Source organism: Luteimonas sp. 9C, from assembly GCF_902506295.1.
GTDB lineage: Bacteria > Pseudomonadota > Gammaproteobacteria > Xanthomonadales > Xanthomonadaceae > Luteimonas.
The window spans coordinates 1980135-1997988 of sequence record NZ_LR733312.1; the positions used below are offsets into that span (position 1 = coordinate 1980135).

General features: G+C 66.2%; 21 protein-coding genes. 13 read left to right on the plus strand and 8 right to left on the minus strand.

From position 1 onward, the window contains the following. The first annotated feature begins 155 nt into the window (after positions 1–155). From CURTO8I2_RS09035 to CURTO8I2_RS09065, 7 genes are all read left to right on the plus strand, one after another. Positions 156–530 carry a hypothetical protein gene (locus tag CURTO8I2_RS09035; protein ID WP_159680516.1) on the plus strand — a complete coding sequence of 125 codons (375 nt, stop codon included), beginning with the start codon at positions 156–158 and terminating at the stop codon, positions 528–530. A gap of 33 nt (positions 531–563) precedes the next feature. Then, positions 564–788, plus strand: coding sequence for a hypothetical protein (locus CURTO8I2_RS09040; RefSeq protein ID WP_159680518.1), 225 nt, complete (start codon positions 564–566; stop codon positions 786–788). A 90-nt stretch (positions 789–878) separates the two neighbouring features. Further along, entirely contained in the window at positions 879–1301 is a 423-nt protein-coding gene (locus tag CURTO8I2_RS09045; RefSeq protein WP_159680520.1) for a hypothetical protein, read from the plus strand. A gap of 50 nt (positions 1302–1351) precedes the next feature. Further along, the gene (locus CURTO8I2_RS09050; protein ID WP_159680521.1) at positions 1352–1732 is read left to right on the plus strand and encodes a hypothetical protein; all 381 of its coding nucleotides are present in this window, start codon (positions 1352–1354) and stop codon (positions 1730–1732) included. 66 nt (positions 1733–1798) lie between these two features. Further along, the gene (locus CURTO8I2_RS09055; protein ID WP_159680523.1) at positions 1799–2209 is read left to right on the plus strand and encodes a DUF6188 family protein; all 411 of its coding nucleotides are present in this window, start codon (positions 1799–1801) and stop codon (positions 2207–2209) included. Positions 2210–2283: 74 nt separating this feature from the next. Beyond that, positions 2284–2490, plus strand: coding sequence for a hypothetical protein (locus CURTO8I2_RS09060; RefSeq protein WP_159680525.1), 207 nt, complete (start codon positions 2284–2286; stop codon positions 2488–2490). 424 nt (positions 2491–2914) lie between these two features. Further along, positions 2915–3202, plus strand: a complete 288-nt coding sequence (locus CURTO8I2_RS09065) for a hypothetical protein (RefSeq protein WP_159680527.1) — start codon at positions 2915–2917, stop codon at positions 3200–3202. Positions 3203–3818: 616 nt separating this feature from the next. Here CURTO8I2_RS09065 and CURTO8I2_RS09070 read toward each other — a convergent pair. Next, positions 3819–5303, minus strand: a complete 1485-nt coding sequence (locus CURTO8I2_RS09070; protein WP_159680529.1) for a peptidoglycan-binding protein — start codon at positions 5301–5303, stop codon at positions 3819–3821. A 256-nt stretch (positions 5304–5559) separates the two neighbouring features. On the opposite strand from CURTO8I2_RS09070, the gene CURTO8I2_RS09075 reads away from it, so the two are divergent. Beyond that, complete coding sequence (locus tag CURTO8I2_RS09075) at positions 5560–7068, plus strand: MATE family efflux transporter (protein ID WP_159680531.1); 1509 nt, start codon at positions 5560–5562, stop codon at positions 7066–7068. A gap of 82 nt (positions 7069–7150) precedes the next feature. Further along, a complete protein-coding gene (locus tag CURTO8I2_RS09080; RefSeq protein ID WP_159680533.1) occupies positions 7151–7588 on the plus strand; it encodes a hypothetical protein in 438 nt (145 codons plus the stop codon). A 267-nt stretch (positions 7589–7855) separates the two neighbouring features. On the opposite strand, the gene CURTO8I2_RS09085 is transcribed toward CURTO8I2_RS09080, so the two are convergent. The 6 genes from CURTO8I2_RS09085 to flgA form a co-directional block, all read right to left on the minus strand. Further along, entirely contained in the window at positions 7856–8587 is a 732-nt protein-coding gene (locus tag CURTO8I2_RS09085) for a hypothetical protein (protein WP_159680535.1), read from the minus strand. Further along, on the minus strand, positions 8584–9558 hold the full coding sequence (locus CURTO8I2_RS09090; protein WP_236551048.1) for an alpha/beta hydrolase: 975 nt from the start codon (positions 9556–9558) through the stop codon (positions 8584–8586). Before CURTO8I2_RS09090 ends, CURTO8I2_RS09085 begins: the two co-directional genes overlap by 4 nt. 13 nt (positions 9559–9571) lie before the next feature. Further along, positions 9572–11593, minus strand: coding sequence for a M1 family metallopeptidase (locus CURTO8I2_RS09095; protein WP_236551049.1), 2022 nt, complete (start codon positions 11591–11593; stop codon positions 9572–9574). Between the two features lie 986 nt (positions 11594–12579). Then, positions 12580–12924 carry a flagellar protein FlgN gene (locus CURTO8I2_RS09100; protein WP_159680539.1) on the minus strand — a complete coding sequence of 115 codons (345 nt, stop codon included), beginning with the start codon at positions 12922–12924 and terminating at the stop codon, positions 12580–12582. After that, positions 12921–13238, minus strand: coding sequence for a flagellar biosynthesis anti-sigma factor FlgM (flgM, locus tag CURTO8I2_RS09105; RefSeq protein ID WP_159680541.1), 318 nt, complete (start codon positions 13236–13238; stop codon positions 12921–12923). Before flgM ends, CURTO8I2_RS09100 begins: the two co-directional genes overlap by 4 nt. A 111-nt stretch (positions 13239–13349) precedes the next feature. Beyond that, positions 13350–14033 carry a flagellar basal body P-ring formation chaperone FlgA gene (gene flgA, locus CURTO8I2_RS09110; protein ID WP_159680543.1) on the minus strand — a complete coding sequence of 228 codons (684 nt, stop codon included), beginning with the start codon at positions 14031–14033 and terminating at the stop codon, positions 13350–13352. Between the two features lie 394 nt (positions 14034–14427). Here flgA and flgB point away from each other — a divergent pair, with 394 nt between their 5' ends. From flgB to flgE, 4 genes are read left to right on the plus strand one after another with little or no spacing between them, the layout of a single operon-like run. After that, a complete protein-coding gene (flgB, locus tag CURTO8I2_RS09115; protein WP_159680545.1) occupies positions 14428–14799 on the plus strand; it encodes a flagellar basal body rod protein FlgB in 372 nt (123 codons plus the stop codon). 11 nt (positions 14800–14810) lie between these two features. Beyond that, on the plus strand, positions 14811–15218 hold the full coding sequence (flgC, locus tag CURTO8I2_RS09120) for a flagellar basal body rod protein FlgC (protein ID WP_159680547.1): 408 nt from the start codon (positions 14811–14813) through the stop codon (positions 15216–15218). Between the two features lie 25 nt (positions 15219–15243). Beyond that, the gene (locus CURTO8I2_RS09125; RefSeq protein WP_159680549.1) at positions 15244–15921 is read left to right on the plus strand and encodes a flagellar hook capping FlgD N-terminal domain-containing protein; all 678 of its coding nucleotides are present in this window, start codon (positions 15244–15246) and stop codon (positions 15919–15921) included. A 55-nt stretch (positions 15922–15976) separates the two neighbouring features. Beyond that, positions 15977–17197 (plus strand): flagellar hook protein FlgE, encoded by a 1221-nt coding sequence (gene flgE / locus CURTO8I2_RS09130; RefSeq protein WP_159680551.1) that lies wholly within the window; start codon positions 15977–15979, stop codon positions 17195–17197. A gap of 211 nt (positions 17198–17408) precedes the next feature. Here flgE and CURTO8I2_RS09135 read toward each other — a convergent pair whose 3' ends face one another. Beyond that, positions 17409–17717: an endonuclease domain-containing protein gene (locus CURTO8I2_RS09135; RefSeq protein ID WP_236551050.1), complete on the minus strand. Its 309-nt coding sequence runs from the start codon at positions 17715–17717 to the stop codon at positions 17409–17411. Between the last annotated feature and the right edge of the window lie 137 nt (positions 17718–17854).

Sequence of the window (17854 nt, forward strand, 5' to 3'; positions counted from 1 at the left end):
TCGGCCACGCGATCGCGAAGACTGCCCCACATGCGTCAAACCCTTGATTCCCTTTGCCAGACACCACCTTTGCGGCTGGCCCACACCCGACGCATACTCGGCGCAACACCCCGCATCCGGGGTCGAATACTAGTTAGGCGGCACGGAGTATCTCCATGGACGTTGAGAGATTATTACTCGCTGTTGTAACGGCATTTGCCACTTGGGTCATGTTTGCTTTGCCGTTGCTAATCGCGTTTGCTTTCTTGGCGTTCCGCTATCGCCGCGCCGATTTCCTGCCATGGGTTCGCCCACTTACAGGCGCCTTGCTTGGCTTGCTAGTGGCGCCGATGCCACCACCGGGCATGCTGCCTATCATCCCGCCCAATGTATTGTCAGTGCTACTTGAGGGCCCCGACTATCCGAGCAATTCGGTGTGGGCCGCTGCTTCGTTGGCGATTTCAGTTTTACTGTTCGCGTGGCTAGGTTGGCGTCTGCGGGTGCCGCCTAACAATTCATTCAAGCCGATGCCGCTTCGCGGCACGGCTTAATTCAAGCGTTAGGCCGCAGGAGCACGCACCGCGATGACTACACAAGCGCAGTTGACTCAAGATCAAGCGTATTTGGCTATGTATGCTTTCTTAGACAAGCAATTCTCGCTGGGCTGCGAGGAGCTTGGCGGGATTCTTGGGTCAATGTCACTACTTGCAGACGGGTCTCCCGCAGATCAGGCGTTAGTTCAAGAGTGGCAAGATGCTGTTGCGGCGGCATTGTCGGGCAATGTAGAAGCACAATTGCGGTTCCGTTAGTGGGCACCAGTCAGCGGCCTAACAGTTCATTCAAGCCGACGCCGCTTCGCGGCGCGGCTTAACTCAAGCATTAGGCCGCATGGGAGATCTATGAGACTCGTCGTACAGATCCTTCTCTACTTTCCGCTGCTATACGGCTACTGGCTCGTTCACTCACGTCTCGCACTCTGGGCGCAGTGGCTGCCGGATTTGTTCTCCTCACGGCCATTGCAGCTGTCCGGGCTTCTTGCGGCTTCTGCCCTTTGCGGTCTGTTCGCCGGCATCGCCTTCGCGGTTCCGGTTGCGCTGCTCTATCGGCAGTACGCTCTTCTCGTTGCCACCACCATCTCGCTCTTCGGCGCTGCCTTCGATTTCTATCTCATGTCGGTGCCATCCTCTAGACCCTTCACGCTCGCAGTTCTCGCCATAGACTTGCTAGTGTTCGCGGCTGCACTCCCAATTGTGGTTTTTGTGCTCCTCCGGCTGCGGCCTAACAATTCATTCAAGCCGAATCCGCTTCGCGGATCGGCTTAATTCAGGCGTTAGGGCTCACGAGCAGCAATCCCACAACTTGGAGGTGCACGATGAAAGCTGTAGCCGCATTTGTGTTCTTGACCAGCGTTTCTCTTGTTGCATCGGCTGGCGCCCCAGAGCGCGTTCAGTTCACTGGCACTTTGCAACTCGACGACTCTTTGCCAATTGCACTCGACGTGCAGTTGCCCTCCAAACAAGCCGCTAAGCTTCACCTTTCCGATGGTTCCACACTTGAGCTTGCGACACCGGGCAATTCAGCCAGCCCTGATGGCGCATTGATCAGACTCATCGCCCCATCCGGCAAGGTCATGCATACCGCGACTATTCCGGACTCCGGCGTTACCAGCACTTCATTTGCTTATCAAATCTGTGCGGGAGAGGTTACGTACATGAGTCCGGCACCGGCCGTCGTACCAGCATGCGGGGCGTGAGCCCTAACATTTCATTCAAGCCGAACCCGCTTCGCGGGTCGGCTTAATTCTGGTGTTAGGCAGCTCATGGATGATTCTTGGACTTCGCAGCTCATAGGCCAGACTGTTAACGCCATAGAGCAATGGGAAGGCGGCACTTGCGCTATTACTTTGACTGGCGGCTATAACGTACAAATTGAGTCGCTATGGCGCTTACTCATATCTGGCACTTTGACGCGCACCAGCCAAGACGAGGGGCAACTCTTCGGCCTCAATGAGCCAGTACATGCTGTATCGGAGCTTGCGGGCAAGTTGCTCGGCCACACACTCATCGCGGTCCAAGTAGCGCAGGGGACCGCTGATCTCACTCTCCACTTCGGTGTGCTGATTCTTCAGGCTGTCGCTGACTCAAGTGGTTATGAGGCTTGGCAGGTGGTGGGGCCGTCGGGCATGGTTGCGGTCGGTCAAGGTGGTGGCAATGTGGTCGTTTACGGCTGAGCTGCCTAACAATTCATTCAAGCCGAATCCGCTTCGCGGATCGGCTTAATTCATGCGTTAGGCGGCAAAGAGCAATGAGCGAGATCGATCAAATCGGAGGCATGACGGTCAATGAGCGGCTCGCTCACTTTGGCCTGTTCGTCGCTTTCGATTCTGCAGTTGCATCTCGCGATCTCTCAGCCGTAGTTAGGGTGCTGCAACAGGCAAAGTTGACGGACCAGCAGGCGCAACAAACGGCAGCGGCTGTTTTTGCCAATCCCACCCACTACAGGCTTCGATGAGATCGTGCCGCCTAACAGTTCATTCAAGCCGAACTGGCTTCGCCAGTCGGCTTAATTCAGGCGTTAGGCCGCAGAGATGAGGCGCAGTATCCACATACCCGCATTTGCTGCGCTGGTCCTAGCGTGCTGCAGCACCGCTGGCGTGCTGTGGTGGCTCTGGCGGCGCAGTCAGCTTCTTCCTGGAGACGTTCGCTGTAATCACGGTGGTCACTCTGTTCTTGCTTGTGACACCGACTTTGGCAACTACGCTACGGTTGTCGTGCTGGTTGCTGCACCTTTGCTCACGTGGCTCGCACACAAGGCCTTCTTTACAAGGTTCAGGTGTCGTGGGTAGCCTGCGGCCTAACTATTCGTTCAAGCCGAAACCGCTTCGCGTTTCGGCTTAACTCAGGCGTTAGGCGCTTACGACAAGGAGATTTGACAGATGGACCTTCCAGTTATTCCGATGGGCATGCTGGTCCTTACCGGGCTTGCCTTTGCAGTGGCCGCCTTCTGCCATTGGCAACTGCGCGGCTTCTGGCGCGCATCGTTGGTCAGTGCGATTGCAAATCCACTCCTCTTTGCAGTTGCATCTTCAATTCAAGAGCGCGGCTTGCCCTCCCCATTTTCTCTTGAGGCCTTTGCAATGTTTGGCGGCTTCTCGCTGCTGGTGGCGCTCATCGTTGGCGGCATCGTAGTTCTAGCGCGGCGTGTGCTTCCAGTTGGCGCCTAACATCCGTAAAGAGCTTCCCGTCAACCCCGAGTGCATGATGTCCTTGCCTTGAGCTTCAGTCGTTCGCTGCTCCTTAGTCTTGCTGCGTGCTGCGTGCCACTCGCCATAGTGATTTGGGGATTCAAGCGCTGCCAGACTGCATTTCCTTAATCGGTCTTGTTGGATCGGGGTTGCGATCCGGACCAGGGTAAAAAACCGCACCCGACGGCCTCTCTCATTCATCGGTTTGGCCCATGCACGGGGATAAGCCGTGTCATGCGATGGCGCCACCTTGTTAGTCAGGCTCTCTTCGGGACGGTCTGACCGCTTGCTACCTGTTCGCCCTGGCATTGAACCTCGTGTGCCGTGCCCCGCTTTCAGGTGGCCATGGCGTGTGTCTTGCGCTTCGCCGGCCTCTGCACCATCGGATGCCTCAGCCAAGCTTCGGCGTCGTAATCTTCGCCCCGCGCCAGCATCGCCCACAGCTGCCGCGCGTGTTTGTTGGCGCGGATATCGGTCCCCCGGTTCACCTCTTTCCGACCCACCGGGCCAGCTGGATTCACGCGTATTCGCCGGGCCCCAACGCACAAGGCGCCTCTCGGCGCCCTGTGTCGTTGCCAATTCCCATAACTTCGCATCAACGCAGATTGACGAACCCATCCGCGTCTACGTTGCCGGCCGCGATCCGGCCGCGCATGTCCGCGGTGCTCAGACCGGTATCGAGCTGGAAGTGCGGCCGGTCGACGAAGGTCGTCCAGTTGCCGCCCCATTCCAGACCCATGTCGGTGCCGATGCGGCCGATGGCCTGCCAGTCCGGGTTCCAGTTGACGCTGCCGTTCGGGCGGACTTCGACGACGTCGAAGGCGGTGGCGAAGTTGTGGTTGCTGTAGCCGCCGCGCGCATTGGTGACGATGTCGCCCGGCGTGGTGCGGCCCTGGGCATACAGGGCGTCCTGCTCGGCGTAGGTGCGGAAGCCCTGGGTCACGCGCAGGGTGATGCCCAGCTCCTGTTCGACGCGATTGACGAATTCGGCCGCCTGGCCGCGCAGCTCGGGATGCAGGCCGGCAATGCGGGCGTTGCTCGGGCCATCGCTGACCTGGGCGACGTCGCCCGGCGCCACCGGCCCGGTGGCCGGCGGCGGATTGACCGCAGGCGCGCCGTTGAGCTGCGCCCAGGTGTTCGGGCCGACGATGCCGTCGACCTCGAGGCCACGGCTGGCCTGGTAGCTGCGGACCGCACTCTCGGTGCGGGCGCCGAAGATGCCGTCGGCAGTGCCGGGGCTGAAACCCGCAGCCGCCAGGCGGTTCTGCAGATCCACGACGGCCGGGCCGCGGTCGTCGCGCTCCAGCGTCGGCGTTGCCGACGCCGGTGCGTTCTGCTGCACGGGCGCGGCGTCGCCGGTACGTGCGCCACCATTGAACGGCGTGCCGAGCAAGCCCTGCGCCTGCGCGTCGGCGACGGCCGCGCGTGCGGCGGACACATCGGTGTTGTAGGTGTTCGTCAGACCCTTGTAGGCGCCCCAGGGGGAGAGATTGGTCCCGTTGTTCGACAGTTCGAATGCGACCCGCGCGTTGGTCTGCGGGTCGAACAGCTGGTCGTTCGACGTCAGGCCGAAGGCTTCGCGACGTTCCGGGCCCATGCCGCCGAGCATGTTGATCTGGGTCAGGCCATAGGACTGGTCGCCCGTGGCGCGGTTACCGTTGAAGGCGGCCGGATCGCCGCTGGATTCGCGCATCGCGATGGCGACCATGCTCACCAGGTTCTCACCGCGGAAGCCGGCCTCGTGGAAGAGCTGGGCCAGCTGGGTGCGATCCAGCGGACCACCGCTGTAGGGCGCCTGCGGGTCGTTGGCCGCGGTCGTCGCGCTGACCGGCGCACCCTCGCCTCCCAGCGGCTTCACGCCCGCCGGTAGTGCGATGGCCTGGTCGGGGTAGATGACATCGGGGTTGAGCACCTGTGGGTTCGCCGCCAGCAATCCGTCGAGGCTGACGCCGTGCGCCCTGGCGATCTCCGACAGCGTGTCGCCGCGCTGCGCGGTGTAAGACTGGGTCGCCTCGCCCGGCGGCGGCAGGCTCTGCAGACGCTGTGCGGTGTCGGAGGACGAGAGGGCGTTGAGGCTCACGGCGGGCTCCTGGATCGGCGGGGGACGGGTGACCCCGTATGGAGGCAGTGTCCCGGCCGGCGGCCCCGGGCGACAGATGGGGGGTGCCCCAGCGTGCACAGGTCACAGTTTGGCGTGCGATACCCGTTCGCGGGTGGCCCGGGAGGCGGCCCTTCGCGATGGAGCTCTGATCCCGCACGCTCCGGCGGCGCCGTTCCGCGACACGCCAACCCGTGTCCTCACCGCACCGCGATCCGCTTGACGATTGAATGCGCGCATGCCGCGACGCCGACCTGCCGATCCCACCGCCCGCCCACGTGACCTGACCCGCGGCGCGATCGGCCCCACGCTGTTCGCCTTCGCCCTGCCGATCCTGGGCGGCAACGTGATGCAATCGCTCAACGGTTCGGTGAATGCGGTCTGGATCGGGCGCTTCCTCGGCGAGGGCGCCCTGGCGGCGATCGCGAACGCCAACAACATCTTGTTCCTGCTGCTGGGCGCGGTGTTCGGCGTCGGCATGGCGGCGACGATCCTCGTGGCCCAGGCGATCGGCCGCGACGATCTGCCCGGCGCCAAGCGCGTGATCGGTACCAGCGCGACGTTCTTCCTCACCGCCTCGGTGCTGGTCGCGCTGGTCGGCCTGCCGCTGTCGCGCCCCGTGCTGCTGTGGATGGGCACGCCGGCCGAAGCGCTGCCGCATGCGGACGCGTATCTGAAGCTGATCTTTCTCGCCGTGCCGTTCCTGTACGCCTTCGCCTTTTTGTCGGCAATCCTGCGCGGCGCCGGCGATGCGCGCACGCCGTTCCTGTTCCTGCTGCTGGTGGTCGCGCTCGACATCGTGCTGGTGCCGTTGCTGATGCTCGGCGTCGGCCCGCTGCCGGACATGGGCATGGCCGGCGCGGCACTGGCGAGCCTGATCGCGAACGCGCTCGGCCTGATCGCCCTGCTCGCGTGGCTGCGCCATCGCCGCCACCGGCTGTGGATCCATCGCACCGAGCGCCATCTCTACCGGCCCGACTGGACCATCGTGCGTGCGCTGCTGGCCAAGGGCCTGCCGATGGGGCTGCAGATGGTGATGCTGTCGGCGGCGATGATCGCGATGATCTCGATGGTCAACGCGCACGGCGTCGACACCACCGCCGGCTACGGCGCCGCGCTGCAACTGTGGACCTACGTGCAGATGCCGGCGATGGCGATCGGCGCAGCGTGTTCGACGATGGCGGCGCAGAACGTCGGCGCCGGTCACTGGGATCGCGTTTCGCGCATCGCCGCCACCGGCGTGGGCTTCAACGTGCTGATGACCGGCGGACTGATCGCGCTGTTGCTGCTCCTCGACCGCGCCGCACTGTCGCTGTTCCTCGGCGATGCCAGCGTGGCGCTGGAGACCGCACGACATCTCAACCGCATCGCGGTCTGGTCGTTCCTGTTCTTCGGCGTGACCTTCGTGCTGTTCGGCGTGGTGCGCTCGACCGGCGCGGTCATGCCGCCGCTGCTGATCCTGGCGGTCACCTTGTGGGGCGTGCGCGTGCCGTTCGCGACACTCATGCAGCCGGTGCTGGGCGTGGATGCGATCTGGTGGAGCTTCCCCGCGAGTGCGCTGCTGGCGATGCTGCTGTCGATCGCCTATTACCGGTGGGGCGGCTGGCGCCGCGCGCGCATGCTCGGCGATGCGCCGCGCGAACCGGGCGCGATTCCGTCGGAAGTGCCGGCCCATCCGCCGGCGCCGCTGGCCGGTGTCGATCCCGACGATGCGGAGCCCGCGGGACGACAGCCGGCCCGCGGCTGAATCTTCGTCCCGCCATGCCTTGACCCACCGGATGTGCGGCGGCATCTAGAGCGCACGCCTCGCGCACCTCCGGAACTCTTCCATGCGTCTCATCCATGCCCTGACGACATCGCTGCTGATCGCGTGCGTCGCATTGCCTGCGACTGCGCAGCAGTTGCGCGACCCGGCCGATCCGCCGCCACATGCCGGACAGACGCTGCGTCAGGTGGAACCGGCGCCGCGGATTCCGACGGCGACGGGCACGCGCTCTGCTGCTGATCCGTCAGGAAATGCCGCGCGCGACCGCTGTCTGCAACGCGCGACCGCGTCGATCCAGCCGACCAGCCATGCGCGTGTGGCGAGCGCGCAACGACAGGCTGCAGCGGTCGAGACGCAACGTGCAGCGCGCGGTGGCGATGCCGCGGATCCGACCGACCGGTCGGGACTGCGCGCGCAGCGCGATGCCAGCCAGCGCATGGTGACGCGCGAGCGCACTGCAGCGAATCAGCGTGTCGCGCTCGCCCAGGCCAACTGCCGCTGACCTATGCTCCTGCTGACCGCCTCTGCGGGAGCGCGCTCTGCGGATGTCGCTGCGTCAACATTCCACTAGACGCTGGAGGCGTCTCGCGTCAGCGGAACCACGGGGCTTCCATCTTCGCGAGATCCCACATCGGGCGATTGGTGATGCCGCGCGGAAATGAGGATGCAGTCCGGCGTCCGCTGGAATGCCGGGGACGAACCGATTCGCGAAGATCGAGCACTGAGGCGCTAGTAGCCATCGAGGCTGCAGACAACCGCCCGACGCACCTCACCCCCACTTCGGCATCTTCGCCCGATCCAGCCCCGCCACCTCGAACACCGCGATCCGCGTGCCGCCCGCCTTCACCGGGAACTCGATCGACACCGTCCTCGCGCCGTCGAGCAGGCGCCACAGCGCGCGCTCGTCGTCGATGAACATGGCGATGGCCTCGTCGGTCTTCGGGCGGTTTGCCGCCATGCGTCGCGGCTCGCCGTCGTCGACGCGCACGCTGACGCGGCAGCTGGGGTAGCAGTCGAAATCGCCGGCCTGCAGCACGAGGTAGCTGCTGCGTCCCCAGGACGGATGGTCGCGGAAGATCAGGCGCACCTGTTTCGCGCCGGTGCCATCGACGTCGATGTTGTCTTTGGCGTAGATCGCCGCCGACAGCTGTTCGCCGCCTTCGACGTTCGCGGTGTTGTAGATCCACAACGCCTGGGTGCGCGCGGTTTCGCGCAACGCTTCGCCCTTGGCCGCGACGTCGTCGAACTTCGCACGCACGCGTTCTGAGGCGGCGGTGTCGGGGTAGCGCGCGAGCAACACGTCGGCCTGTGCCTTCGCCAATGCCCAGTTCTCGATCGCGATGGCGGCTTCGAAATCAGCCTCCGCCGCTTCGGCCTGTTGTTCGGCTGCGGCGGCTTGGGCCTGCGCCTGTGCGGCGGCCTGGGCTTCGCGATCCTGGCAGGCGGTCAGCGGGAGCAGCGCGGCGAGCAGTGCGGTGGCGAGCAGGTGTCGGGATGTCATGCGGGCGTTCCTCGTTCGATCAGCCAGTGCACCGCGTCGGCGACATCGCGCGGTTGCTCCATCAGGGTCATGTGGCCGCTGCGCTCGAGCAGGACCTGACGCGCCTGCGGCATGCGGGCAGCGTACAGGGCCATCGCGCTCGGATCGATCACCGCATCGTGCGCGCCCCAGATCAGCACCGCAGGCTGACGGATCTCGCCGGCAGCATCGCCGGGCGCAAACCGTTCGTCACTGCGGCCGATGCGATCGAGCACCGATTGTTCGAACGCGGCCTCATTGCGGCGATGGCGCACGAACGCGATCGTGCCCGGCCAGGGCAGCGGCGGCCGCGCACTGCGTTCGTGGAACAGCACGGACATGTACTGCTCCATCGACGCGGTGTCCTCGATGCCGAAGGGATTGCGGCCGTCGAGTACGGCGAGACCGAAGGCGTTGTCCTCGAAGTGCACGCCGGCCGCATCGAGCAGACCGACGCGCGCGACGAGCTCGGGATATTTCGCGGCGACCAGTGCGGCGATGCCGCCGCCCATCGAATGCCCCAGCAGCACCACCGGGCCTGCATCGAGATGACGCAGGAACGCAGCGACGTGCGCGGCTTCGGCGACGAAGCCGTGATCCGCATCCGCGATGCGTTCGCTGTCGCCCCAGCCCGGCAGATCCGGCATGACCAGGCGATGGCGCGCATCGAGTTCGGGCACCAGCCGGTACCAGTTCTCCTTGCTGCCGGTGTAGCCGTGCAGCATCACCAGCGTCGACGCGGACGCATCGGTGCCCGCGCGTTCGGTCCAGCACCAGCGCAGGCCGTCGATGCGCGCGCGATGCACGCGCAGCCGCAGCCTTCGACGCTGGCGCGCGTACTCGGCGCGGATCAGTTGCCGCGGCTCGCGGAACAGCAGCCACGCGAATGCGGCGATGCCGATGGCCGCAACGCACGCGGCCGCCACGAGGGCGGCCGCGAACGGTTGGCTCAATGCCTGCATCGCCTCAGTTGGCGGGTGCTGGCGCCGCCGGATCGGCAGGCGCGGCCGGATCGACCGCCGGCACGTCAGCCGGCGCAGGCGCCGGTGCCGGCTTGGCCTCGTTGATCAGCTTCTCCACCGAACCGGTCGTGATCGGGTGGTAGCCCGGACGTGCGGTTTCGAAGATCTGCTTCGCCAGTGCGAGACCCGGCTCGGTCTGCACCAGCGCGGTGTAGATCGGCATGATCAGCTTGCGACGGCCGACGCGCGCAGTGAACTCGGCCAGCGCCTCGTTCGCCTGCGTGTACCCGCTGCGCACCGCCAGCGGATACCAGCGCATCGCGATCTCGCCGTTGTCGGTGCCGGTGAACGTGTAGGCCTCATCGAGCTGGGCCAGCTGTTCGACGGTCAGCGTCGGCGGCAGGCTTTCGAGGAAGTGCAGCCACTCCTGGGTCGACCACGCATCGGTGATCTGACGCGGCGGCAGCTGCGCGCTGCCCAGCCACGCCAGACGCGCGGAATCGACGATGCCGAAGTTGCGCGACATCACCTGCGGCGCGTAACCCGGAATGCCCGGCGCGTAAACCCATTCCTGGATCTCGGCCTCGGTCACGGTGTCGGGGAACTTGTCGAACAGGTTTTCCTTGGCGTAGGCGAGGAACTGTTCCGTGGTGATGCTCTGGAACGCGAAGTGGTCGAAATAGCCGCGCAGGAAGGTGTCGAAATTCTCGCGACCGAAGCGCTGCTCCAGGAACTGCAGGAACCACGCGCCCTTGTCGTAGGACACCGCGCTCAGCGCGTCGTCGGCGTCGAGATCGGTCCCCGGCTTGACCGCCAGCGCCTGGGTGGCTTCGGGCATGGCGCCGATGTTGTCGCGCAGCGAGTTGCGCGCGATCACGTACTCCATGTCGCTGACTTCCTTGCCGTACAGCGACTCGACGATGCGGTTCTCGACGTAGCTGGTGAAGCCCTCGTTGAGCCAGCCATGCTTGGCACTGGAGAAGGTCACCAGGTTGCCCGACCAGCTGTGCGCGAGCTCGTGCGCGATCAGCGAGACCAGCGACTTGTCGCCGACGATGACGGTCGGGGTGATGAACGACAGGCGCGGATTCTCCATGCCGCCGTAGGGGAACGACGGCGGCAGGATCAGCAGGTCGTAACGCTCCCAGCGATAGGGGCCGTAGAGCTGCTCGGTCGTGGCGATCATCTTCTCGGTGTCGGCGAATTCCGCCACCGCGCGATCGATCATCGCCGGCTCGGCCCATACGCCCGCGCGCCCGGAAATCTCCTTGAACACCAGATCGCCGGCCGAGATCGCCATCAGGTACGACGGAATCTTCTGCGGCATCTTGAAGGTGTAATCGCCGTCACGCTGGGCGGCCGGATCGTTGTCGGCGCTCATCAGCACCATGACGTCCGGACGCGCGGTGACGTGCGCGGTGTAGGTGTAGCGGATGGCCGGCGTGTCCTGCAGCGGCACCCACGAACGCGCGTGGATCTGCTGCGACTGGCTGAACATGAAGGGCAGCTGCTTGCCTTCGGTCATCTCCGGCGTGAGCCACTGCAGGCCCGACGCGTCCGGCGAGGTCACGTAGGTCACACGGACCTTGGCGTTGCGCGCGGGCGTTTCGATGGTGAGCTTGCTGCCCAGGGTCGCATCGGCCTGCGCCAGCGCGTACTGCAACGGCTGCCACTGGCCACCCGCGGCTTCGCCTTCGACTTTCGAGATCGTCAGATCGCGCGTGTCGAGCACCAGCTGCGTCGCAGCCGGGTCCTTCCACTGCAACGTGTAGGTCGCGGTGCCGGCGATGGTCTTCGCGTCGAAGTCGAGCGCGATATCGAGCGCCAGGTCCTCGGTGACGACCTTGTCGGGCTCGGCGTAGGAATGCTCGTCGCGGTCGACGGCGGCGGGCGCAGCACCGGTCCCGGGGGTCACGGCGGTCTGTTCTCCGGATTCGCGCTGGCAACCGACGGCCAGCAGGGCGAACAGCAGTGCCGGCAGGAACCGGCGGACATCCAGCTTCGAGCGCATAGGGGTGTTTGGCAACGGACAGGGATGCACAGTCTAGCGCGGGGGGATGGCGGGCCTGTGGCGCGCGCGGAATCGCGCACCTGTGCGGCTTTGCTTCAACTTCAACTTCAACGTCAACTTCAACTTCAACTTCAACTTCGGCTTCGGCTTTGGCTTTGGCTCTGGCTCTGGCTCTGGCTCTGGCTCTGGCTCTGGCTCTGGCTCTGGCTCTGGCTTTCAGCTCTTGATCTGAAATCGAGCCGTAGAGCGAGCCGAGCACCGGAGCCTGGCGTGGCCGAAGAGCAGCCCATGTCTGAGCGCAGCGAGTTTGGGCTGCGTGCCGCGTCAGGCGAGGCGCGGAGGGGACCGACGCGGCTTCATGCGTCGGCTCGCGTCCGGCGAAGACGGTTTTGCTTACTTTTGCCAAGACAAAAGTAAGCCGCGCGACAGCGCGGAAGCCCTGTACTTGACCTTCGCTCCTGCGGTTGATTCTTTGCTGGGAACATCGAAGTCGCAGAGAGACGAGCTGAGAAGCGCAGGCAAGTACAGAGCTTTCGCCCGCTGCGCGTGCGAGTCCCTTTTGGACGGACCCAAAAGGAACCAAAAGGTCCCTTCGCCGGACGCGATCCGCCGCGATACAGCCGCAGCGGTTCCCTGCGCTTCTCGGGCGACGGGGCACGCAGCCCAAACTCGCTACGCTCAGACATGGGCTGCTCTTCGACCCCGACGCCCTGCGATGCTCGGCTCGCTTTACGGCTCGATTCCAGTCAACGGCGAACAGCCGAAGCCAAAGCCAAAAACCAGAGCCGAGGCGAAAAGAAAGATCAGAATGGATGATCGGACATGCATCCGTTGAAAGCCCAGCTTTCGCTGGAACGACGAACGTGAGGCTTCGTGCGCGACGGGCTTCGGCAATAGGCCGCGCCGGCGAGCGCGAAGCACAACGTCGAAAACCTGATCACCCATAAAAGCAGAAGGCCCGCTTCCGCGGGCCTTCCTGACACATCAGAGCGGAGCGCGCCTCACACCACCGCCAACTGCCGTGCCTGCGCGCGGGTACCGGTGTAGCCGTTCGCGCCGTAGGTGCCGGTCGACTCCGTACGGCCCATGTGTCGCAGCGCCCAGTCGACTTCACGACGGCGGCGCGACAACAGCACGTTGTTGGCCTGGTTGAGGATGCGCAGCGCGGAAATGCGGTCGGCGACGGCGAGATCCGGCGGGGCGGCTTCGGCCTGGCGCAGGGCGCGGACCTTGGCCTCGGTGGAGGCCAGCAATGCGACCACGTCGTTGTCGAGCAGGGCCTGGCGCTCGGCCTGCAGGGCGCCTTCGAGCGCGTCGAGCGCGCCGGACTGGGCGATCGCGGTCATCGCGCGCCTTCCAGCTGCCGTTCGAGACCCAGCATGCGGGTGGCGATGGTCGGGGCGTCGATGGCATAGCTGCCGTCGGCGATCGCGGCCTTCAGCGCGTTCACACGGGCCATGTCGATACCCGCCGGTGCGGTGCCCAGTTCGCGTCCCATGGCCTGCAGTCCTTCGGCGTCGCCGGTCAGGATGACGCGGTCGACCGCCGGGGTCGCCGCGACGGGTTCGTTGCGCGGGGCGCCGGTGCGGCCCACGGACGACAGCGCCGCCGCTTCCGGTGCGCGGGCCGCCGGGGGCGGTGCATCGATCCTGTGGGTCATCGGGCGGCTCCTCGTGCTCGGTACGAACACGATAACGGCCACCCGCGGCGGAACTTGAGGCCCCGCGCACCGCGAGTGTGTGATGACACGTTCAGCTTCGGACGGCGGGTTTCAGAGGACGACCTCGACCACGCCGCTCTCCGGCGTCAGCCGGCCGCGGATCACCTTGTTCGAGCCGCTGTTCTGCACCGCGACCCGCTCGCCGACCCGGGCCGAGCCGAGCGCGACGCCGGGCACGCGCACCTCCACGCCGCCCGCGCGCGAGACGAGGACGACCGGATCGCCGCGTTTGACCGGCTGCCCGGCCTGCACGTCATTGCCGGTCAGCACGCTGCCGGCGCCGAGGCCGCGGGCCGGAATGCGGCCGGCGAGTTCGGCAGGATCACTGAAGACCGCGCCGTCGAGATGGCCGACCTCGCGGCGCTGCACGCTCAGCTTCGACGGATCGATCGGCTCGCCGGCACGGACCGGACCGGTGACGACGACCACGTCGGCCTCGCGGCGCAACGTGACCGGCACATACAGACGCCAGCCGGGCGCATCGCCGCAGCGCACCTGGGCGATCCGCGGACTGGTGGCGACGGCTTCGAGTGGCTGGCTGCAGGCGGCCAGCCGCAGGCGGGAGTCGAGACGCGCCTCGCCGGCAGCCTCCGGGCCGCCGATCGCCTGCAGGGCGGCAGCGCGGATGGCGTCGAGCGGCTGCGGCGCGGAGTCGGCGAAAACGGGTGACGCCCAGGCCAGCACCAGCATCGCGGGCAGGCAGACGGATCGGAATCGGGCGCGCGGAGTGTCCATGCGCGGGAGAGCTGCAAGGGATGTGCCGGCGCTGGTCCGTCCGGCGCCCAGCTGCCGTCATTCCGGCGCAGTCCGGAGGCGCCCTCGACAGCGCGCAGCGGGTCATCCAGTGACGTGGCCCGTAGCGCCCGACGCACTCGATTGCCTAGCGGCTGAACGCCGGGCGCCGGATCCCCCTGCGAGAGAGCCAGGCGGGGAACGCCGGTTGCACCCACCCTGGATGCGTCAGGTCAGTCGCGTGCAGATCACCGGCGCGACAGAAATCCGACGCCACCGGCGCCGACATCGGGACACCCGCGCATTCCAGCTCGCCACGCCTGTGCAAGCCCGTCGCAGCGCCTCTGGCACGCGGCTTGCCTGATCGCAGGCGACACCCCGCCCACTGGAGGGCAGCATGGCCGACTTCCTTGGCATCCACGGCACCGCGCTCGCAGTGCGCGAACAGCGTCTGCAGGTGCTGGCCGCCAACATCGCCAACGCCGACACGCCGCATTACAAGGCGCAGGACCTCGATTTCAACGGGGCGCTCAATGCCGCCCTGGCGGCGCAGCGCGGCGGGCCGCTGGAACAGGGCAATGCGATCTCCACCGCCGTGACCAACGCCCACTACCTGCGCCCGAGCAGCCAGCCCAGCCTCGACGGCAACACCGTCGACGGCGACCGCGAGAACGCGGCGTTCGCGCAGGCCTCGCTCGAGTACCGCGCCTCGCTGTCGTTCGTCGAGGCCAAGGTGCGCGGCATGTTGACCGCGATCACCGGCCAGTAAGGAGCGCACCCATGAGCAACCTGCCGATCTTCGACGTCGCCGGTTCGGCGATGAACGCCCAGTCGGTGCGCCTGAGCACCGTCGCCTCGAACATGGCCAATGCCGATTCGGTGTCGGGCGATCCCAACACCGTCTACCGCGCCAAGCAGCCGGTCTTCACCACCGAACAGGTGGGCGCGAATCCGGCGTTGCAGGGCGTACGCGCCACCCAGGTGCTCGACAGCCAGGCGCAGCCGATCAAGCGCTACGAGCCGGGCCATCCGCTGGCCGACGGCAACGGCTACGTCTATGCGCCGGACATCGATCCGGTCGCGCAGATGGTCGATCTGATTTCCGCCTCGCGCAGCTACCAGGCGAACGTCGAGGTCTTTAACAGTGCGAAGGAAACCGCACTGGCCACGTTGAACATGGGCCGCTGACGGCCCGCCCTTCGAGACTGCCACCATGGCTGCCATCAACACCGACACCCTCGCCTCGCTCGGCCTCGGGCCGAAGCAGACCCCCGCCGAGAAATCGACCGGTGCCCTGGGCCAGGCTAATTTCCTGCTGCTGATGACCGAGCAGCTGAAGAACCAGGATCCGCTCAAGCCGCTCGACAGCCAGCAGTTCCTCGGCCAGCTGGCGCAGTTCTCGACCGTGCAGGGCATCGACCAGATGCAGACGGCGATGGGCTCGATGGCCAGCGTCATGGAATCGGACCAGACCCTGCGCGCGGCCAGCCTCGTCGGCCACGACGCGCTGGTGGAAACCTCGAAGGTGCAGCTGGCCGCGGGCGCACCGCTCAGCGGCGAGATCCAGGCGACCCGCGCCGGCGCACAGACGATCGAAATCGTCGATGCGGGTGGCACGCCGGTGCGTCGCATGGTGGTGCAGGCGCCCGGCGCCGGTGCCACGGCGTTCGACTGGGACGGACTGACCGATGCCGGTGCGCCGGCGCCGGGCGGCCCGTACACGATCCGGGCGGTCGCGGGCAGCGCCGCCGACGGTGCCGGCACGGGCGAAGCCCTGTCGGTGCGCGTGAAGGCGAAGGTGGAGAGCGTCTCCATCGAGACCAGCGGCCTGACCTTGAACATGGCCGGCATCGGCAGCCAGTCGCTCGCCGCCGTCCGTCGCATCGGCTGACCGCCGCGCTGTCCTCTTCCTACCGACCCGTACCCGACTCCTCCGGAGAATCCCGATGAGCTTCCGTATTTCCCTGAGCGGCATGAACACCGCCTCGTCCGATCTGAGCGTCACCTCGCACAACATCGCCAACGCCAACACCATCGGCTTCAAGCAGAGCCGCGCCGAGTTCGGCGACGTGTTCGCGGTGTCGCCCTACGGCCTGGCCAAGAACGCCGTCGGCGCCGGCTCGCGCCTGCAGCGCGTGGCCCAGCAGTTCAACCAGGGCAACATCGATTTCACCGGCCAGGCGCTGGACATGGGCGTGTCGGGCCAGGGCTTCTTCACCCTGTCCAACAACGGCCAGACGGTCTACTCGCGCGCCGGCAACTTCACCACCGACAACAACGGGTTCGTGGTGAACCCGTCGGGACAGCGCCTGCAGGTCTACGCCCCCGCCGGCGACGGCCGCAGCTTCAACACCGGCAGGCTCAGCGACCTGCAGCTGGCGACGGGCGACGCGCCGCCGAAGGTCAGCTCCGCAGTCAACGTGGGCGTGACCCTGCCCGGCAATGCGACCGTCCCGGTCAACGCGCCGTTCGACGCCGCCGATCCGACGACCTACAGCCACACCACATCGGTCACGGTGTACGACTCGCTGGGCGCCGCGCATTCGCAGTCGCTGTACTTCAGCAAGACCGCCAACGACAACGAGTGGACCGTGCAGACCCAGATCGACGGCAACGATGTCGGCACCCCGCAGACCCTGCAGTACTCGCCCACCGGCGCGCTGGTGTCGCCGGCCGGCGGCAGCCTCACCCTGCCCGCCTACACGCCGCCCGGCGGCGCCGGCCCGATGACACTGGCGCTGGAGCTGGGCAACTCGGTGCAGTACGGCCAGAATTTCGCCGTGTCGGAACTGACCCAGGACGGCTATGCCACCGGCAGCCTGTCGGGGATTTCGGTTTCGGCCGAAGGCGTGGTCCAGGCCAGCTACAGCAATGGCGTCTCCAAGCCGCTCGGCCAGGTCGCGTTGACGATGTTCGCCAACCCGCAGGGCTTGCAGCAGGCCGGCGACAACGCGTTCTCCGAAACCTTCGAATCCGGCCAGCCGCTGCGCGGCGCCGCCGGCACCTCGCAGTTCGGCCTGGTCCAGGGCGGCGCACTGGAAGCCTCGAACGTCGATCTGACCGAACAGCTGGTCAGCATGATCACCGCCCAGCGCAACTTCCAGGCGAACGCGCAGATGATCCAGACGCAGGACCAGATCACGCAGACGGTCATCAACCTGCGTTGATGCGGAACATTGCTTCGCCCCGATCGGGCGAGGCGGCTGAAGCGCGATGGACCTGCGCCTTCCCCCGCCTGCGGTGGAAGGCTGGGATGGGGGCAAAGGCTGGGGGGCGCGGAAGCGACGGGCACGCGCATCTCGTCATGCGCTCGCATCGTTTTTTTCGCCCTCTCACGGTTTGCCCCCACCCAACCCTCCCCCGCGCGCGGGGGAGGGCTCAGTCCATGCGGACCTCACGATTCTCGAGCCAGGCGTCGATCACCCGGCAGACACCATCCACGTTCCGCAGGACGTCGTGATTCCAGAACCGCAGCACGTGGAATCCTTTCTGGCGCAGGTACGCATCCCGGCTCACATCCGAACGTGAGCCGCTGTGCTGCCCGCCGTCCACCTCGATCACCAGCGTCGGCGCCAGGCACGCGAAGTCGGCGATGAACGGCCCGATCGGATGCTGCCGTCGGAAACGGGCGCCGCAGCGTTGCCGGCCACGCAGATGACGCCATAACGCGATCTCGGCCGGTGTCATCGCGTGGCGGAGACGTCGAGCAAGATTCTGGCGTTGGCCCGTGCGCATTCCGACTCCGGATAAGTCCCGGTTCGAAGCTCGATCAAGCGGCGAGCGTCCGCCAGCGGCTCATGTATCGCCCGAGCGTGGGGTTTGCC